The following is a 16,606-nucleotide window of genomic DNA, read 5'->3' as shown; positions in this document are numbered from 1 at the left end:
GCCTGGCGACTCAGTCCGCGGAGCCGAAGGCGCACGCGGCGCTCACGCCGGTGAGCTTGGCACTGCACGCCTCGATGCGCGCGCCGTACGCCGCCTGCTCGGCGGTCGTCTTGTCGTCGCAGCCTTCCGCGTCCTTCAGGCAGGACAGGTACTCGTCCAGCTTGTCCTTGTCGGAGTCCGAGCACGCGTCCAGGGCCTCCTTACAGGCGTCGCGCTCCGCGTCCGTGGGCTCCGCGGGCTTCTGGAGCGTCAGGCCACAGGCCTCGGCCTTCTCGAACAGGTCGTTGGCCGCGTCCTCGGAGTCGTCGCACAGGTTGCCGCCGCACGCGGTAAGCGAGGCCATGGCCGCCAGGCTGATCAGGAGCTTCTTCATGGTGGTTCTCCCCCTCAGGGATGAGGTACAGGTTTGTTTTACAAGCCGATCGCATCCTCTGCGATCCCAGGCTTGCGTTCTAGTGGACTTTATTCCAGGAATTCTATTCAAAAGTGACGGGTGGGGGTTGCGGTCGTTCTGATCCGCCATGTGCCTTGACTCCCCCCTGGGTTTCCCGTAAGTCCCGCCGTCTTTTAGCGCGCCGGGCGGTCGCCGTCCGAAATGCGCGTTGGATTCCATAGCTGACAGGGGTTCGACGATGTACGCAGTCATTCGCACGGGCGGGAAGCAGTACCGCGTTGCCGAGGGCGACGTTCTCCGGATCGAGAAGATCACCGGTGACATCGGCGCCGAGGTTTCCTTCACCGAGGTCCTCCTGCTGGGCGGCTCGGACAGCCCGAAGGTGGGGCAGCCCACGGTGTCGGGCGCGAAGGTCGTGGGCAAGGTGCTGGCGCAGGACAAGCACCGCCGCGTCCTCCACTTCCGCAAGGAGAAGGAAGGCTGGACCCGCCGTCGTGGCCACCGTCAGCCGTACACCGAGGTGAAGGTCACCTCGATCTCCGGCTAGTCGGTCCCCTTCGCAGGTCTTCTTCACTCGAACTTCAAGGAGCAGGTGTCATGGCCCATAAAAAGGGACAGGGTTCTTCGCGCAACGGGCGTGATTCCAACCCGCAGTACCGTGGCGTGAAGGTGTATGGCGGCGAGACCATCTCCGCGGGCAGCATCCTCGTGCGGCAGGTCGGCACGGTCATCCACCCGGGCACGAACGTGAAGCTCGGCCGCGACTTCACCCTCTTCTCGACGGTGGACGGCGTGGTGAAGTACGAGCGTCTCGGCCGCGACAAGAAGAAGGTGTCGGTGTACCCGGCCGCCGCCGAGCAGGCGAGCGCCTAGTCGGTCGCTCCGGGGGCAACCCCGGGCACGGCATCCCCGAGCGGGTCGTTCCCGGTCCACCCCGTCCTCACCGACGGTTGGATGCGTGGACGGCCCGCTTTGTGTTTTTCCAGGAGGGCAGTCCCCCCATGAAGTTCGTCGACGAAGTACGCATCTACGTGAAGGCGGGGGACGGCGGGAATGGCGCCGTGTCCTTCCGGCGCGAGAAGTTCATTGAGCGGGGCGGCCCCAACGGTGGGGACGGTGGCAACGGCGGCTCGGTGTCGTTCGTGGCGAACCCGCAGCTGACCACGCTCCTCGACTACCGCTACCAGCAGCACCACCGCGCCAGGAACGGCGAGCACGGCATGGGCAGCGACTGCAACGGTCGCGCGGCCGACGACATGGTGCTCCAGGTGCCGGTGGGCACGCTGATCCGCAACGAGCAGACCGGCGAGCTGCTGGTGGACCTGAGCGAGCCGGGCCAGGTGTACGTCGCGGCCAAGGGCGGCCGTGGCGGCCTGGGCAACATGAACTTCGCCACCTCCACGCGCCAGACGCCGCGCTTCGCGCAGGACGGCACCCAGGGCGACGAGGTCACCCTGCGGCTGGAGCTGAAGCTGCTGGCGGACGTGGGCCTGCTGGGCTTCCCCAACGCGGGCAAGAGCACGTTCATCTCGCGCGTGAGCCGGGCGCGGCCCAAGGTGGCGGACTACCCGTTCACCACGCTGGTGCCGAACCTGGGCATGGTCCAGTACAAGGACCACCTGTCCTTCGTCATGGCGGACATCCCCGGCATCATCGAGGGTGCCAGCGAGGGCGTGGGCCTGGGCCACCAGTTCCTGCGCCACGTGGAGCGCTGCAAGGTGCTGGTGCACCTCATCGACATGGGCGCGATGGGGGAGGGCCGCAACCCGCTGGACGACTTCAACATCCTCAACAAGGAGCTGAAGAAGTACAGCGCGGAGCTGGCCGGCAAGCCGCAGGTGGTGGCCGCCAACAAGCTGGACCTCACGGAGGCGCGGGAGCGGCTGGCCCCCTTCACGGAGGCCCTGCGCCGTCGCGGCATCCGCGTGTACCCGGTGTCCTGCGCCACGGGCGAGGGCATGCAGGCGCTGATGGACTCGGTGGCGGAGGTGCTCTTCACCGGCCGCACCGACAAGATCCACACGGAGGTCCCGTCGAAGGGCGCGGGGAAGCGCTCCGCCGCTCCGGCGAAGAAGGCCGCGAAGAAGGCGTCGACCCGGGCCTCGGCGTCGCGCAAGCCCGCGGCGAAGAAGGCCGTGGTGAAGAAGGGCGCGGCGAAGAAGGCGGGCGCGGCTCGCAAGTCGACGGCGAAGAAGGCCGTGGCGAAGAAGCCCGTCGCCAAGAAGGCCGTGGCGAAGAAGCCCACCGCGAAGAAGACCTCGTCCCGGAGCTCGGGAGCGCGCAAGGCCGTGGCGAAGAAGTCCGCTAGCAAGCCCGTGCGCAAGGCCGCCGTGAAGAAGTCCGCCGTGAAGAAGTCCGCCGCGAAGAAGTCCGGCGGGAGGCGCTGAGTCGATGGCTGGTGGAGGCCCCCGCTACGAGAAGTTCGAGCGCGACGTCGTCGAGCCGGAGCAGTTCCTGCTCGACGTGCGCAAGGAGAAGATCGACCGGGTCGTGGCGCAGCGCACGCGCAACTTCACGGTGGTGCTCGACCGGCTGGAGGACAACTTCAACATGGCCGCGGTGCTGCGCACCTGCGAGTCCATGGGCGTGCAGGAGGTGCACGTCGTCATCAACCCGGACGCGCCCTTCGTCCCCAATTCACGGGTGGCCCAGGGCTGCGACAAGTGGTTGGACGTGCACCTCTACAAGACGTTCGCGGACTGCCGCGAGCACCTGAAGGGGCAGGGCTTCAGCCTCTACGCGTCCGCGCTGCGCGAGGGGGCCACCAGCCTCTACAGCCTGCGCTTCGACACGAAGTTCGCCATGGTGTTCGGCAACGAGCGCTTCGGCGTGAGCGACGACGTGCTGGCGGGCGTGGACGGCACCTTCTGGGTGCCCATGAAGGGCTTCAGCCAGAGCCTGAACATCTCCGCGGCGGCGTCGGCCAGCATCAGCCGGGCGATCGCCTGGCGGGACGAGCACCTGGGAGGCTCCGGGGACCTGACGCCGGAGCAGGCCCAGGAGCTGCGGGAGCGCTTCTACCTGCTGGGCGTGAAGCAGCGGAAGCGTCTGGTCAAAGCCACACAGCGGTGAATGCTGGCCCCCCGGGGGCCGTCCGGATGCGGTAGATGGACCCTGCGGGCGCCCCTGGGCGCCTGCTCCGGAGGCGCACGCCATGTTGCTGGAATCCCTGCTCTTCACGCTGCTCGCCGCGCCGCAGGCCCCCACCCCCGCCGCCCCCTCCGCTCCCGTGGCCCAGGCGGCGCCCGCGCCCAAGCCGGCCGCCGCGCCGAAGCCCGCTGCCACGACGGACGCGGGCACGGCCGCCGCCCCCTCGGCCACGAAGCCGCCCGACGCGGGCACGGCGGCCACGGCCACCAGCGCCACGAAGCCCGCGCCGAAGATGACGCCCGAGGTGAAGACGCTCGTGGACCGGATGCAGGCCTTCTACGAGAAGACGAACGACTTCAAGTCGGGCTTCAAGCAGGACTACAAGTACAAGACCTTCCGCCGCACGCAGTCGTCCACGGGCACGGTGACGTACAAGAAGCCGGGCCTGATGCGCTGGGAGTACACGAACCCGTCGCCGCGCACCTTCGTGCTCGCGGGCAGCAAGGTGTACGCGTACGACCCGGCCGCGCAGACGCTGTCGGTGGCCGCCGTGGACACCAACCAGCTCTCCGCGTCGGTGACGTTCCTCTTCGGCCAGGGGAAGCTCGCGGACGAGTTCGCCATCTCCAAGGGCGCCTGCAAGGACTGCAAGGGCACGCTGCTGGTGTTGGATCCGTTGAAGACGGAGCCGCGCTTCCGTCAGGTGCGCCTGGAGGTGGACCCCACGTCCGCCCAGGTGCTCAAGAGCACCGTGGTCGACCCGGACGGCAGTGAGAACACCATCGCCTTCCTGGACCTGAAGACGAACGTGGGCGTCGCGGCGGACAGCTTCAAGCTGAACCCGCCGGAGGGCACCCGCGTGGACGACTTCACCAAGGCGAAGGCGCCGTAGGGAAGGCCGCCCTCCATGCGCGGCGTGTTGCTGGTGGGGTGCGTGCTGCTGGGCGCGGGCTGTCAGTCCGCCGCGCCCCCGGGCCCCGTGCGTCCCACGAGCCTCGTGGGGCAGACGCTGCCCCTGCTGTCCTCCCCCGCGCTGCGGCTCACCGTCGCGGGGAGGCTCGCGGGCCGTGCCGTGCCGGTGGTGCTGGACGTCGCGCGGCCGCTGTCGCTGGTGTCCGCCGGCTGCTTCGACGGAGCCCCGCCCATCGCCGCCGGCACCGCGCGCGTGCCCGAGTCCTCCGGTGGCCACCGCTCCTGGCCCGAGGTGCAGGCCCCGCCGCTGACGGTGGGCCCGGTGGCGCCGCCCCTGCGCACGGTGCTGCTGTCCGGCGAGCAGGGTTGCTCGGTGACGCTGGGGCAGGACGTGCTGGCCCCGTATGCCCTCACGGTGGAGCCGCTGCGCCGCGAGGTGACCTTCAGCGCCACGCGCCCCCGGGGAGCCCATGAGGCGGAGCTGCGCGCCTCGGACGCGGTGCGCGAGTCGCACGTGGTGGAACTCAGCCGCGAGCCGGTGGGGGACTGGCCGCTGCTCGCCGTGCAGGTGACGCAGGGCGCGGCGAGCATCACCGGGCCTTTCGTCCTGGGCACGCGCGAGCCCTTCTCCCGGCTGGCGGTGGACCCCGCGCTGGCGCAGGGACTCCAGCCCCTGGAGACGGCCGCGGGGCTGCCGCCGCGCACCTTCGCCGTGGACGCGGTGGAGGTCGCGGAGGGGCTGGGCGTGCGTCCCCTGGTCATGGAGGCCGCCGGGCGCTGGCCATCCCAGAGCAACCTGGGCCGCCTGGGTCCGGACGTGTGGGGCCGCTTCACCGCCACCGTGGACGCGCAGGGAGGCGCGCTGGTGCTGCGCAGGCCGCGCGTGCGCATGCCCGAAGGCGGTGGCCGTCAGCAGTGCGCGGGCGAGGGCGGGACCTTCAGCGAGGAGGCCTGCTACGGCGTCTTCGTCCGCCTGGAACCGGACGGCGCCGTGGCGCTCTCCGGCGCGGTGTACCGGGACGTGCCGGAGGGCGTCCGCCTGTACGTGGAGCCTCGGGGCGCGGACGGTCAGCGCCTGGAGACGGGGTGTCAGGTGGGCCTGAGCTTCCCCACCACCCTGCGGGGCGCCAACACGCAGCACCGGCTGCCGTGGGTGTCGCTCGCGCAGAGCCTGCCCGCGTGTCACGCCGCGCTCCAGGGCGCGCGGAGCTACGCCGTGTCCCTGGTGGAGGAGGGCCGTCAGCCCGAGTGCCCCACGACCTGTGCCTTCGTCACGGAGACCGCGTCGCGGCGCACGGTGTGCGAGTGCCAGCCGACGCCGCTGGGCGAAGGGGTGGCGGTGCCCACCAGGGGTTCGGGCCCGCAGCCGCCTCCCGTCGAGGAGCGCGAGCTGGAGCCCGAGGATCCGAAGTAGCTCCGGGCCGCCCCGACAAATGCTTCGGGCTCGCAGCCCGCCTCCCGTCGAGGAGTGCGCGCTGGAGCCCGAGCAACCACCTGGACGCTGCCGGGAAGGAACTACTCCGGCCGCGGCTCCGCTGGGCGCTTCAGCGCCTTCATGGGCACGGGGGCGGGCAGGGCCTCGCGCGGGGTGTGCGTGCGCTGCTTCGGATCCGGACGCTCCACCACGCGGGCGATGAGGTCGTAGTCGTGCGCTTCCGTCACCTCCACGGTGACGAACTCGCCCGGGTACGCCAGGCCGTCGTTGATGTAGACCTGCCCGTCGATTTCGGGCGCCTGGCCCTCGTGGCGGCCCACCAGCAGGTGCTCGGACTCCTCGCTGGGGCCCTCCACCAGCACGGTGAGCTTCTGGCCCACGAGCTTCTTGTTCTGCTCGCGGTTGATGCGCTTCTGGATGGCCATCACCTCGCGCCAGCGACGCTCGATGGTCTTCGCCGGGACCTTGTTCGGCAGGTCGAACGCGGAGGTGCCCTCCTCGTCGGAGTACTGGAAGACGCCCAGGCGCTGGAAGCGCTGCTCCTTCACGAACTCCTTCAAGAGCTCGAAGTCCTCCTCCGTCTCACCCGGCAGGCCGACGATGAGCGAGGTGCGCATCACCAGGTTGGGCACGCGCTCGCGCAGCTTGGTGAGCAGCTCCTTGAGGAACTTGGAGTTGCGGCCGCGCTTCATGGACAGCAGCAGCTTGTCGCTGGCGTGCTGCACCGGCATGTCCAGGTACTTGGCGATCTTCGGCTCGGACGCGATGACGTCGATGAGCTCGTCCGGGAACACGCGCGGGTAGGCGTAGTGCAGGCGGATCCACTTCACGTCCACCTTCACCAGCTCCTTGAGCAGCTCGTGGAGCTTCGGCTTGCCGGGCAGGTCATGGCCGTACGCCGTCAGGTCCTGCGCGACGAGGTTCAGCTCCTGCACGCCGCTGTCGGCCAGGTTGCGCGCCTCGGCCATGATGTCTTCCACCGTGCGCGAGCGCTGGCCGCCGCGCAGCGTGGGGATGATGCAGAAGGCGCAGGCGTTGTCGCAGCCCTCCGAAATCTTCAGATACGCCGTGTACTTCGGCATCGAGTTGATGCGCGGCGTCTGGGCGTTGTGGATGTAGTCCGGATCCGGGATGACCTGACGCGGCGAGGCCTCGGCGGCCAGCAGGTCGCCAATCTGCGCGTAGGCGCTGGTGCCCAGGAAGTGGTCGACCTCCGGCATCTCCTGCGACAGGTCCTGCCCGTAGCGCTGGGACAGACAGCCCGTGACGACGAGCGTCTTGCACGCGCCCGTCTTCTTGAGCTCCGCCATCTCCAGGATGGAGTCCACCGACTCCTGCTTCGCCGGGCCAATGAAGGCGCACGTGTTGACGACGATGACCTGGGCCGCCGCGGGGTCCTGCACGAGCGAATAGCCGCGCGTGCGCAGCGTGCCCAGCATCACCTCGGAGTCCACCCGGTTCTTCGGGCAGCCGAGGGTCATCATGTACAGGCTCTTGGTTTCTTCCACTGCGTCTACCGCTTTCCGATTTCCGTCCGCTCGAAGTGGTCCGCACTCCAGGCGAAGTTGACGATGGCGCCGTTCGAGTAACCGATGGTCAGCGCTCCCTCTTCATCCAGCTCGATGGAACTGGCGCGACCCAGCGCACAGGTGGCGGCCGGCCACTCGAGCACCTGCTGCGCCGTCTTCCCCGACACCACGTAGAGCCCCATCCGAAGCTCGTCGTCGGAGTCGCATTGACCCTCGACGGCATAGGGATTCTTCCCGGTGAGCACCGTAACGACCGGTCGTCCGTCCGGCAGGCTCAACGCCTCCGGCACGTTGACGCCCATCTTCGACGCGTCCACCGCGTTGGGCGCCACCAGCGCGCGCAGGGACGCGGGCGTGAGCGCCGCCTCCCCCTGGGCCCACTCCGGGTAGGGCAGGATGCCCCAGCCGAGCCAGCCCGTGGGCGCCGCCTCCAGGGCGGTGACGGACGCGGGGGGCTTGAGCTTGAGGTTCTTGCGCGCCTCGTCCGGCAGGCGCAGCGCTTCGCCCACCATGGTGGTGCCGCCCGTGCAGTTGGACACCGGCACCGTCTTCGCGCCCACCTGGTCCTGGTCCTCGTAGGTGACGCACAGGTCCATGACGAGCGGCTCCACCGCGGGGAAGCGGGGCAGGGCGCGCACCGGCACCAGCGCCACCACGGAGAGCGTGTCGCCCTGGCGGTGCACGGCGGCGTTCACCAGCCCCTGCGCGAACCGCGGCGTGCCGCTCTCGGGCGCGGACGTGCGCTGGCCGTCGAAGGCGAAGCGGTAGGTGTAGCCGGAGGCGGTGGGGCCCGCGTCCGGGAAGGACAGGGTGAGGGTGATGAGGTCGCCGGCGAGCAGCTGGTTGTCCGTGGCCTCCACGCCGACGAAGAGCGTGTCCTTGCGCCAGCCCACCCGGGCGGAGAAGTTCGCCGTGGCGCCCTCGACGGTCAGCGGCTTGAGCACCAGCGGCGAGCCGAAGTCCTTGAGCCCCTTCTCCGGACGCGGCGCCTTCTTGAGCACGGGCACCGGACGGCTGGGACGCGCGGCTTCCTGCGCGAACGACGGGGTGGCGGTGGCCAGCAGCAGGAGCGTCAGCGGAGCCAGGGGGGCGGCGTGCATGGCGGGGGCACTCAGTCGCGGAAGTTGGTGAACTGCATGTCCAGGCTCAGCCGGTCCTGCTCCTGGCGGAACAGCGCCATGGCGGCCTGCAGGTCGTCGCGGTTCTTGCCCGTCACGCGGAGCTGGTCCGCCTGGATGGAGCCCTGCACCTTGATCTTCGAGTCCTTGAGCACCTTGATGAGCTCCTTGGACTTCTCCACCGGGATGCCCTGCTGCAGCTTGATGGGCTGCTTGACGTTCGCGAGGCCCGTCTTCTCGATGTCGCCGAACTCCAGCACCCGCAGGCTGATGCCGCGCTTGGCCAGCTTCACCAGCAGCACTTCCTTGGCGGCCTGGACCTTGTCCTCGCTGTTGGCCTTCACCGTGACGGAGGTGTGGTCCGGGGCGACGACGATGTCGGCGTTGACGCCCTGGAAGTCATAGCGCGTGCTGAGCTCCTTCTTGGTCTGATTGACCGCGTTGTCGAGCTCAGCCAGATCGATTTTCGAGACGACGTCGAAAGAGGGCATGGGGGGTGGGCCGCCCTTACCATACCTACACCCGGACGACCAAGGGCACCACCAGGGTGCGCCGGGAGGTGTGCTGCTTGAAGGCCCGCTTCACCGCCCGGACCAGCTCCTCGCGCGCCAGGGCGTCGTCGCCGCGGAGCTGTGGGTTCAGCTCCTCGAAGTAGGCCTTCGCCTCCACGGCCACCCGGGACAGCATCCCCTGCTCGTCGGGGGAGAGCCCCTGGCCGGACAGCTGGGGGCCCGCCACCAGGGCCTGGGTGTCGCGCCGGAGCACCACCACCGCGGCCACCAGCCCCGTCTCCGCCAGCCGGTTGCGCTCCGCCAGCGTCTCCGGCGTCAGCACCCCGCTGCCGGAGCGCTCCCGGAGGATGCGCCCGGACGGCACGCTGCCGGAGAAGCGGCCCCGCCCTTCCTCGAACGTCACCACGTCGCCGTCGTGCGCCAGGAGCAGCCCCTCGGGGGCCATGCCGGACTCGCGCGCGGTGGTCAGGTGTCGGTGCAGGTGCCGGATTTCCCCATGTACCGGGACGAAGTGGCGCGGCTTCACGATGTCCAGCACGCGGCGCTGCTGGGGGCGGCTGGCGTGTCCGGAGACGTGCACGCCGGGCTCCACCTGGGCGTAGACGATGCGGGCGCCGCGCCAGTGGAGCTGATCGAGCAGCGCGCCCACGGAGCGCTCGTTGCCCGGGATGGGCCGCGCGCTGACGATGACCAGGTCGCCGGGCTCCAGCCGCACGGGGCCGTCGCCGTGGGCCAACTGGGTGAGGCCCGCGCGGGGCTCGCCCTGGGCGCCGGTGGTGAGCACCGCCACGCGGTGGGGCGCGAGCTTCGGCACGGAGTCCAGGTGCACGAAGAGCGAGTCGGGGACCTGCAGGTAGCCCATCTCCCGCGCCAGCTCCACGTTGCGCACCATGCTGCGGCCCTGGAGCGCGACCAGCCGGCCGGTGCGCTCGCAGAGCTCCAGCAGGTGCCGCACGCGGTGGAGGTTGGAGGAGAACTGCGCGACGACGATGCGGCCCTTCGTCTCGTGGAAGAGGCGCTCGAAGGTGGTCTGCACCACGCGCTCGCTGCCCGTCTCGTCGGGGAGCTCCGAGTTGGTGGAGTCCGACAGCAGGCACAGCACGCCCTCTTCGCCAGCCTCACCCCAGCGCTCCAGGTCCGTCTTCAGCCCGTCGATGGGATCCGGATCCAGCTTGAAGTCGCCGGTGTGGATGATGGTGCCTTCGGGCGTGCGGACGATGTAGCCCACCGCGTCCGGCACGGTGTGCGTGACGCGCGTGGCCTCCACCGTGAAGGCGGTGCCGACCTTGAAGGGCGTGCGCGGTTCGATTTCGCGCAGGTCCGCCTCCACGCCCAGCTCCTCCAGCCGGTTGCGCGCGAGCGCCAGCGTGAAGCGCGTGCCGTAGACGGGGACCGGCAACTCGTCGAGCAGGTAGGGGAGCGCGCCAATGTGGTCTTCGTGCCCGTGCGTCAGCACCACGCCCTTGAACTGCGCGGCGTTGCGTTTCAGGTGGGTGAAGTCCGGGACGATGATGTCGACCCCCGGCATCCCTGCCGTGGGGAACATCAGTCCCGCATCGATGAGCAGCAGCTCCCCACGACAGGCGAGCACCATGGCGTTGAGGCCGATTTCGCCGAGGCCGCCCAGAGGTATGACGTGGAGCATGTGCCCGCAGTCTAAGGACTTGCCCCACCGGGCGCGTGGGAATCCGCACCCCCTGGCGTTTCCCCACCACCGGCCGCCTGCTTGACGGATTCAAACTAAAGGCTTAGTTGGTTTGGAACTAAGTCCTTAGTTCGTCTTGAGGAGAGGTCGCTGGCATGTCCAGGTCGCCGTCCGCCGAGGAACCCCGGCCGCTGACGCCGGTGGAGCTGGAGCTGATGCAGCTCGTGTGGAAGCTGGGGGAGGTGAGCGTGGCGGACGTGCTCGCGGCGCTACCGCCGGAGCGCAAGCTGGCCTACACGTCGGTGTCCACGGTGCTGCGCATCCTGGAGCAGAAGGGGGTGGTGCACAGCCGCAAGGAGGGGCGCGGGCACCTGTATTCGGCGCGGCTGTCGCGCGAGGCCTACGAGGCCCAGAGCGTGCGGCACCTGGTGGCGACGGTGTTCGACGGCACCCCTTCTTCGCTGGTGGCGCGGCTGGTGGAGGCGGTGCCGTTGTCGGCGGAGGAGGTGGAGCAGATCCGCAAGCTGCTGGGACGCAAGGGGGGCAGGTGATGGGGCCCTTCTCGCGGGAGTTGCTGGCCGCGTACCTCACGGCGGCGGCGCTGGTGGCGGTGGGCTTCGGGCTGCTGCGGGCCGCGCTGTGGCTGGGGATGGAGCGGAGGTTGAGCGCGCGGCAGACGCTGCGCGTGGGGCGGGTGACGTGGGGGCTGGCGGTGGTGTTGCCGCTCGCGGCGCTCGCCGTGCGGGACGTGCTGCCGGTGGCGCCGCTCTTCGCGTTCGAGCGCTCGCTGGCGCGCTCCGTCGCCCCGGTGGAGCCTCGGGTGGCCCGGGCCGCGCCGGGTGCCGTGTCGGAGCCGTCCGCGAAGGGGGGCGGCGTTCCGGTGGGGATGCTCGCGGTGATGGTGGGCGTGGGCGGCCTCGGGTTCCTGGCGTGGGAGCTGGGGCGATCGCTGCGCCTGCGTCGGCGGCTCAAGGCGCTGCCGCTGCTTCGCCGCGTGGGCCGGGTGCGTCTGGTGTTGGGGGAGGCGGACGGGGGCGCGTACTCGGTCTGGTTTCCGGGAGGTGGGGCCTGGGTGGTGGTGCCCTCCGTCCTCCTGGAGGACGCGGAGGCGCTCCGGCTCACGGTGCGGCACGAGCTGCAACACCACCGGCAGCGCGACACGGTGTTCGCGTACGCGCGGCTCGGCTTCGACAGCGCCTTCTTCTGGAATCCCTTCGCGCGGGCCTTCAGCCGGTGGCTGGCCGAATGTCAGGAGTTCGCCTGCGACGAAGCGCTCGTCACCGGGCCCCGGGTGCCCGCGGACGCCTATGCGCGGTGCCTGCTCCAGGCGTCATCGCGCGTCCCGGGCTCGCGCCCCCTTCCCGCCGGAGTCACCGGCATGTCGCACCCCACCGTCAGGAGAATCCGCATGGTGTTCGAACCCCGTCCTCGTCGCTCCGGGCATGCCCTGGGCCTGGTGTTGTCCCTGGCGTTGGTGATGGCGCCCCTGGCGTTGTGGGCACAGGGCGCGGCGAAGGGGCGCGCGGTGTCGCTCGCGGAGGCCCAGGCGCTCGCGACGGCGGGGCAGAAGGAGGGGGACCTGCCGGTGGTGGTGGACGCGGCGGTGGTGGAGCAGCTCAACCGGTTCATCACCACGCCGAAGGGGCGCGACTTCATGCGCAAGGCCCTGGCGAACCTCGCCGTGCACCGCGAGGCGCTGGCGGGCACGCTGCGCTCGCGTTCGCTTCCGGAAGGGTTGCTGGCGGTGGCGATGGTGGAGTCGGCGGTGAGCAACCTGCCGGAGACGTCCGGGGAGCCGTCGCTTGCGCCGGGGCCGAGGGGCGCGGGCGTGTGGATGTTCATCCCCTCCACGGCGCGCCGCTACGGGCTCAAGGTGGAGGCCGGGCTCGACGAGCGGCTGGACGTGGCCCGTGAGACGGAGGCCGCCGCGGCCCTCTTCCAGGCGCTGCATGCTCGGTACGGCGACTGGCGGCTCGCGCTCGCGGCCTACAACCAGGGCGAGGGCGTGGTGGACCGGGTCCTCGTGGAGACGGGCGTGCGCGACGTGAGCGAGCTGACGCGCACGGGCAGGCTCAACGGCTACACCAGCACCGTGCAGGCCGGGGTGTTGCTCCTGCGCAATCCGCACCTGCTCGACTGACGTCCCTGCTCGGGTGCCCGGGGAATCTCCCCGGGCGTCCGTGCTCGGGTGCGCGCCGGCGGCTTTCGCGCGAGGATGCCTCGCACTGCCAGGCAGGCCAGCGCAGGGGTTGGGGAGAGCCATGAAGATCGTCGCGCTCGTTCGTCCGGCGGGAGAAGTCCCCGAAGCAGCCCAGGTGCTCGCGGCGGCGGCGGGCATGGCGCCCGCGGAGGCCCGCATGCGGCTGGCGCCGGAGCCGCCGGCCCTGCTCGCGCGGCTCGCGCCCGAGGCCGCGGACGCCCTGGTGAAGACGCTCCAGGACGCGGGGCTCGCGGCGCTCGCCATCGATGAGGCGGAGACGGTGGAGCGGGTGACGGCCCGGACCGTGACGTTCGGCGCGTCGGAGGTGACGTTCACGCCCCGCTCCGGTGCGCCGCTCACGCTGGCCTGGGAGGACGTGACGGTCATCCTCCGGGGGGCCAGCTCCATGCGCACGCAGAGCGAGCACACCGAGAAGAAGACGCAGGTGGCGCTGGGCGCGGCCCTCATCACGGGCGGCCTGAAGATGACGAAGACGACGGAGACGAGCGTGCGCGGCGCGCAGGAGGAGACGTCGCAGGTCGTCTTCGTCTTCGACCGCGAAGGACGCGGCGCGATGCTGCCGGAGGTGGGGCTGGACTTCTCGTGCCTGGGGCCCGCGATGCAGCCGTCGCGCACCGCGAACATGGTCGCCCTGCCGCGCCTGTTGCGCGAGCGCGCCCCGGCGGCCTTCTACGACGAGCGCCTCTTGCGGCTGGGGCGCCGGCCGCTGCCTTTCGTGTTGGGCGGCGCGGTGCAGATCGTCAGCGGCACCACGTCCCATTCGCGCATCAACACCGCGCACGGGCTGGACGTGCTCGCGGAGGCGATGCGCCAGGGTGTGGCTCGGGGATACCTGCCCTGAGACTGCGGTCGCGGCGCGGGGCTCCTCGGGGAACGTGGACACTTCACGCGAGCGGCGGAGTCGACTCCGGCGGAGGCCGTGAAATCCACGCGGCGATGAAGACGTCCAGCTCGCCGCGCATCACGTCCTTCACGCGAGGGGTGCCGGCGCCGGTGCGCGGATCCTCCACGCGGGCGCCCCGGCCCAGGAAGTAGCGGCGGGCCTCATCGGTGCTGGCGCCCTGTCCCGCGACGACGCGCGCGGCGATGCCCTTGAGCTCCTCCATCTCCCCGGCCCCGATGAGCGTCAGCATGCGCCCCGTCGCCTCATCCTTCGCGGTGACCTCGTTGCGCACGCGCTGGAGGTATTCGCCTTCGCGGCTCTTCACCGGACGGCCCTCCAGCACCAGCAACGCCCGCTCCACTTCCTCCATGGGCCCGCCCCGGTGCACGCGCACGTACGCGCGCTGGCGCTTCTCCTCCTCCAGGCGGCGGTGCAGCCCCGTCTCGCCCGCGAGGAAGCCGTACGCGCCCGGCCCGGCGATGCGCACCACCACGCGCGCGGGCGTCTCCGCCTCCGCCACGGCGGTGGCTTCGTAGCCCCGCCGCTGCGCCCAGCCCAGGTACATGGTGGCCAGCTCCTGCACCCATGCGTCCTGCTGCTCGGAAGCGTCGCTGGCGCAGATGTCCACCAGCGCTTCGTTGTCCAGCGGCGTGGCCCCCGAGGCCCGCAGCGCTTCCGCCATCTGGACCTCGCGCGCCACGTCCTCCACCTGCCGGGCCGCGGAGGCCAGCTGCACCTCGTTCTTCGCCTCGCGCACCAGCCGCCGCCCGAAGAGGCACGCGGCCTCCAGGCGCTCCAGCTCGCCAATCTGCGCCTCCACCGTGCGGAAGGCGCGGATGACGTCCGCCGCGCGCAGCGGGTCGTCCCACAGGTTCGGCGCCTGCGTCTCCGCGAGCAGCGCGGCGCGGCGCTCCTCCAGCTCCGGCCGTCCGGCGGACGTGGCCAGCGCGCGGGCACGGCCCACCAGCCGGTCCATTTCAATGAGCAGCGACTTGCGGTCCAGCCGGCGCTTCACCGCCGCGGCCTTGGCGGAGGGCAGCAGCAGCTGCGCCGTCACCTCCCGTGGCGGCGGGACGGGCTCGGCCACCGCCACCACGCGGCCTCCGGGACGGGCCTCCACGCGCACGGGCGTCCCCGGCGGCAGGGGCCTGCGGGCAATCTCCACCGCCAGCGCCGCGGTGAGCGTCTTCTCGATTTCGCGCTGGAGGTAGCGCGCGCCGAACTGCGGTGAGTAGCCGCGCTCCACCAGCCGGTCCACCACCTCCGGTGTCACTTCGACGTCCAGGGCGCGGGCGCGGATGCCCTCGCGCTCCAGCACTCGGCCCACCTCGCGCTGGGCGATCTTGCGGATGTCCACGCGCGACAGCGGCCGGAAGTGGCAGATGGCGTCGAAGCGGTTGAGGAACTCCGGACGGAAGGCCTCCGCGATGCGGCGGTCCACCTCCGACACCTGCTCTTCCGCGCGCTTGTGCGCGGCGAAGCCCAGGCCCGCCTCGCGGTACACCTCCGAGCCCACGTTGGACGTGGCCACGATGAGCGTGTTGTTGCACGACACCGCTTCGCCCGCGCCGTTGACGAAGGTGCCCTCGTCGAAGAGCTGGAGGAAGCGGTCGTGCACGCTGCGCGCCGCCTTCTCGAACTCGTCCAGCAGCAGCACGGTGAACACCTTGCCGTCGAGCAGCGCGGACAGCTCTCCCCGCCGCGTCTCCAGCGCGGGCGCCCACGACGCGCCGAAGGGCACGCTCTCGTCGCCGTCGTTGGGGTAGTCCGCCATGTTCAGGCGCACCAGCCTGTCGGAGGAGCCGAAGAGGTATTCGGCCAGCAGCTTCGCCAGCTGCGTCTTGCCCACGCCCGTGGGCCCGGCGAAGAGGAACACGCCCAGCGGGCGGCGCGGGTCGTTGAGGCCCGCCTTGAGCAGCGCCACCGACCGCAGCACCGCGCCCACCGCGTCCGTCTGGCCGAGCAGCCGCTCCCCGAAGAAGCGCTCCGTCTCCTCCAGGTCCAGCGGCATCGCGTCGTCCACGACGAAGCGGGGCAGGCGCGTGGCGGCGCAGAAGCGGGTGAGCACGTCCTCCGGCCCCACGTGGTCGCGCGCCACGCCCGCGGCCTCCGCCGCCGTCTCCTTCAGCAGCTCGATGGCCTTGCGCGGCATGTGCTGCGCCAGCAGGAACTTCGCGGACAGGCGCAGGGCCAGGTCGCACGCGGCCGGGTCGATGGGCAGCCGCAGCTCGCGCTCCAGCTCCTCCGCCACGCGGCCGACGATCCACCGGGCCTTCTCCAGGGGTGGCTCCTGGAGCGGCAGCAGGTGGAGCCGTTCGGCCAGGGCCTCGTCCGCGCGCAGCAGCTCCTGCACGCGCTTGGGCTCGGTTTCGAAGATGAAGCGCAGCCCCCCGGTGCGCAGCGCGCGCACGGCCACCGGGGCCAGGGGGCCGCCCAGGGCCACCGGCAGGTCGCGGATGTAGACGATGGGGCAGGGGTGCCGGCCCAGGTGCGTGAGCAGCTCCTCGAAGCTCTCCGCGGCCTGGCGCTGGGTGCTGCGCGCCAGGATGTTGGCGACGGACACCTCCACCAGTCGCGCCTGCGCCAGGTCCCCGTCCACGCGGCCCTCCGCGATGCGGCGGGCCACCTCCTGCACGAGCGCGCTCTTGCCCACGCCGGGCTCGCCCGCCAGCAGTGGGTGCTTGCCTCCTCGCGTCAGGAGGCCGAGCACCTCCGTCACGGCGACGTCCACGCCGTACGCGGCCGGCAGCTTCCCCTCGCGCGCCATCGCGGTGAGGTCGCGGTCGATGAGCCGCTCCTGGTCTTCGTTCTTCCTCGTCGCCATGGTGGTTCGGAACGCCCCCTCGACGTGCGGCACTCTAACCGTT

General features: G+C 71.0%; 15 protein-coding genes. 9 read left to right on the top strand and 6 right to left on the bottom strand.

Features of this window, described 5'->3' with window-relative positions; all coding sequences use genetic code 11:
* Window positions 1–10 precede the first annotated feature (10 nt).
* The gene (locus OV207_RS06235; RefSeq protein ID WP_267553453.1) at window positions 11–373 is read right to left on the bottom strand and encodes a hypothetical protein; all 363 of its coding nucleotides are present in this window, start codon (window positions 371–373) and stop codon (window positions 11–13) included.
* Between the two features lie 259 nt (window positions 374–632).
* Here OV207_RS06235 and rplU point away from each other — a divergent pair, with 259 nt between their 5' ends.
* The 6 genes from rplU to OV207_RS06205 all read left to right on the top strand — a co-directional run bounded on the left by rplU (window position 633) and on the right by OV207_RS06205 (window position 5,810).
* The gene (gene rplU, locus OV207_RS06230) at window positions 633–941 is read left to right on the top strand and encodes a 50S ribosomal protein L21 (RefSeq protein ID WP_120536730.1); all 309 of its coding nucleotides are present in this window, start codon (window positions 633–635) and stop codon (window positions 939–941) included.
* Window positions 942–991: 50 nt separating this feature from the next.
* On the top strand, window positions 992–1,267 hold the full coding sequence (rpmA, locus tag OV207_RS06225; RefSeq protein WP_120536731.1) for a 50S ribosomal protein L27: 276 nt from the start codon (window positions 992–994) through the stop codon (window positions 1,265–1,267).
* Window positions 1,268–1,395: 128 nt separating this feature from the next.
* Entirely contained in the window at window positions 1,396–2,781 is a 1,386-nt protein-coding gene (gene obgE / locus OV207_RS06220; RefSeq protein WP_267553446.1) for a GTPase ObgE, read from the top strand.
* A 4-nt stretch (window positions 2,782–2,785) separates the two neighbouring features.
* On the top strand, window positions 2,786–3,466 hold the full coding sequence (locus tag OV207_RS06215; protein ID WP_193347177.1) for a TrmH family RNA methyltransferase: 681 nt from the start codon (window positions 2,786–2,788) through the stop codon (window positions 3,464–3,466).
* An 82-nt stretch (window positions 3,467–3,548) separates the two neighbouring features.
* Window positions 3,549–4,376 carry a LolA family protein gene (locus tag OV207_RS06210; RefSeq protein WP_267553444.1) on the top strand — a complete coding sequence of 276 codons (828 nt, stop codon included), beginning with the start codon at window positions 3,549–3,551 and terminating at the stop codon, window positions 4,374–4,376.
* 15 nt (window positions 4,377–4,391) lie between these two features.
* Window positions 4,392–5,810, top strand: coding sequence for a hypothetical protein (locus OV207_RS06205; RefSeq protein WP_267553442.1), 1,419 nt, complete (start codon window positions 4,392–4,394; stop codon window positions 5,808–5,810).
* A gap of 101 nt (window positions 5,811–5,911) precedes the next feature.
* Here OV207_RS06205 and rimO read toward each other — a convergent pair whose 3' ends face one another.
* Genes rimO through OV207_RS06185 form a run of 4 tightly spaced genes read right to left on the bottom strand, consistent with a single transcriptional unit; the run spans window position 5,912 to window position 10,635 of the window.
* Window positions 5,912–7,312: a 30S ribosomal protein S12 methylthiotransferase RimO gene (gene rimO, locus OV207_RS06200; protein ID WP_227026948.1), complete on the bottom strand. Its 1,401-nt coding sequence runs from the start codon at window positions 7,310–7,312 to the stop codon at window positions 5,912–5,914.
* Window positions 7,313–7,344: 32 nt separating this feature from the next.
* Window positions 7,345–8,460: a hypothetical protein gene (locus tag OV207_RS06195; protein ID WP_193347181.1), complete on the bottom strand. Its 1,116-nt coding sequence runs from the start codon at window positions 8,458–8,460 to the stop codon at window positions 7,345–7,347.
* Window positions 8,461–8,471: 11 nt separating this feature from the next.
* Window positions 8,472–8,969, bottom strand: a complete 498-nt coding sequence (locus tag OV207_RS06190; RefSeq protein ID WP_193347182.1) for a YajQ family cyclic di-GMP-binding protein — start codon at window positions 8,967–8,969, stop codon at window positions 8,472–8,474.
* A gap of 25 nt (window positions 8,970–8,994) precedes the next feature.
* Window positions 8,995–10,635, bottom strand: a complete 1,641-nt coding sequence (locus OV207_RS06185; RefSeq protein WP_267553440.1) for a ribonuclease J — start codon at window positions 10,633–10,635, stop codon at window positions 8,995–8,997.
* Between the two features lie 155 nt (window positions 10,636–10,790).
* Here OV207_RS06185 and OV207_RS06180 point away from each other — a divergent pair, with 155 nt between their 5' ends.
* From OV207_RS06180 to OV207_RS06170, 3 genes are all read left to right on the top strand, one after another.
* Entirely contained in the window at window positions 10,791–11,186 is a 396-nt protein-coding gene (locus tag OV207_RS06180) for a BlaI/MecI/CopY family transcriptional regulator (RefSeq protein ID WP_267553438.1), read from the top strand.
* The gene (locus OV207_RS06175) at window positions 11,186–12,775 is read left to right on the top strand and encodes a M56 and MltD domain-containing protein (RefSeq protein WP_267553436.1); all 1,590 of its coding nucleotides are present in this window, start codon (window positions 11,186–11,188) and stop codon (window positions 12,773–12,775) included. Before OV207_RS06180 ends, OV207_RS06175 begins: the two co-directional genes overlap by 1 nt.
* Before the next feature lie 121 nt (window positions 12,776–12,896).
* Window positions 12,897–13,697, top strand: a complete 801-nt coding sequence (locus tag OV207_RS06170; RefSeq protein ID WP_267553434.1) for a hypothetical protein — start codon at window positions 12,897–12,899, stop codon at window positions 13,695–13,697.
* Between the two features lie 43 nt (window positions 13,698–13,740).
* Here the strand turns inward: OV207_RS06170 and OV207_RS06165 are convergent, their stop codons facing one another.
* Window positions 13,741–16,563 (bottom strand): AAA family ATPase, encoded by a 2,823-nt coding sequence (locus tag OV207_RS06165; protein ID WP_267553432.1) that lies wholly within the window; start codon window positions 16,561–16,563, stop codon window positions 13,741–13,743.
* Window positions 16,564–16,606 lie beyond the last annotated feature (43 nt).

It is taken from the genome of Corallococcus sp. BB11-1 (assembly GCF_026626625.1).
Taxonomy (GTDB): Bacteria; Myxococcota; Myxococcia; order Myxococcales; family Myxococcaceae; genus Corallococcus; species Corallococcus soli.
This window is presented reverse-complemented; position numbering and strand designations above follow the sequence as displayed.

Bases quoted from the DNA above. Each gene is read 5' to 3' on its own strand.
- rimO (WP_227026948.1), bottom strand. From the start codon at position 7,312: ATGACCCTCGGCTGCCCGAAGAACCGGGTGGACTCCGAGGTGATGCTG.
- OV207_RS06190 (WP_193347182.1), bottom strand. From the start codon at position 8,969: ATGCCCTCTTTCGACGTCGTCTCGAAAATCGATCTGGCTGAGCTCGAC.
- OV207_RS06235 (WP_267553453.1), bottom strand. From the start codon at position 373: ATGAAGAAGCTCCTGATCAGCCTGGCGGCCATGGCCTCGCTTACCGCG.
- rpmA (WP_120536731.1), top strand. From the start codon at position 992: ATGGCCCATAAAAAGGGACAGGGTTCTTCGCGCAACGGGCGTGATTCC.
- rplU (WP_120536730.1), top strand. From the start codon at position 633: ATGTACGCAGTCATTCGCACGGGCGGGAAGCAGTACCGCGTTGCCGAG.
- OV207_RS06195 (WP_193347181.1), bottom strand. From the start codon at position 8,460: ATGCACGCCGCCCCCCTGGCTCCGCTGACGCTCCTGCTGCTGGCCACC.
- OV207_RS06170 (WP_267553434.1), top strand. From the start codon at position 12,897: ATGAAGATCGTCGCGCTCGTTCGTCCGGCGGGAGAAGTCCCCGAAGCA.
- OV207_RS06180 (WP_267553438.1), top strand. From the start codon at position 10,791: ATGTCCAGGTCGCCGTCCGCCGAGGAACCCCGGCCGCTGACGCCGGTG.
- OV207_RS06165 (WP_267553432.1), bottom strand. From the start codon at position 16,563: ATGGCGACGAGGAAGAACGAAGACCAGGAGCGGCTCATCGACCGCGAC.
- OV207_RS06215 (WP_193347177.1), top strand. From the start codon at position 2,786: ATGGCTGGTGGAGGCCCCCGCTACGAGAAGTTCGAGCGCGACGTCGTC.
- OV207_RS06185 (WP_267553440.1), bottom strand. From the start codon at position 10,635: ATGCTCCACGTCATACCTCTGGGCGGCCTCGGCGAAATCGGCCTCAAC.
- OV207_RS06210 (WP_267553444.1), top strand. From the start codon at position 3,549: ATGTTGCTGGAATCCCTGCTCTTCACGCTGCTCGCCGCGCCGCAGGCC.
- OV207_RS06175 (WP_267553436.1), top strand. From the start codon at position 11,186: ATGGGGCCCTTCTCGCGGGAGTTGCTGGCCGCGTACCTCACGGCGGCG.
- OV207_RS06205 (WP_267553442.1), top strand. From the start codon at position 4,392: ATGCGCGGCGTGTTGCTGGTGGGGTGCGTGCTGCTGGGCGCGGGCTGT.
- obgE (WP_267553446.1), top strand. From the start codon at position 1,396: ATGAAGTTCGTCGACGAAGTACGCATCTACGTGAAGGCGGGGGACGGC.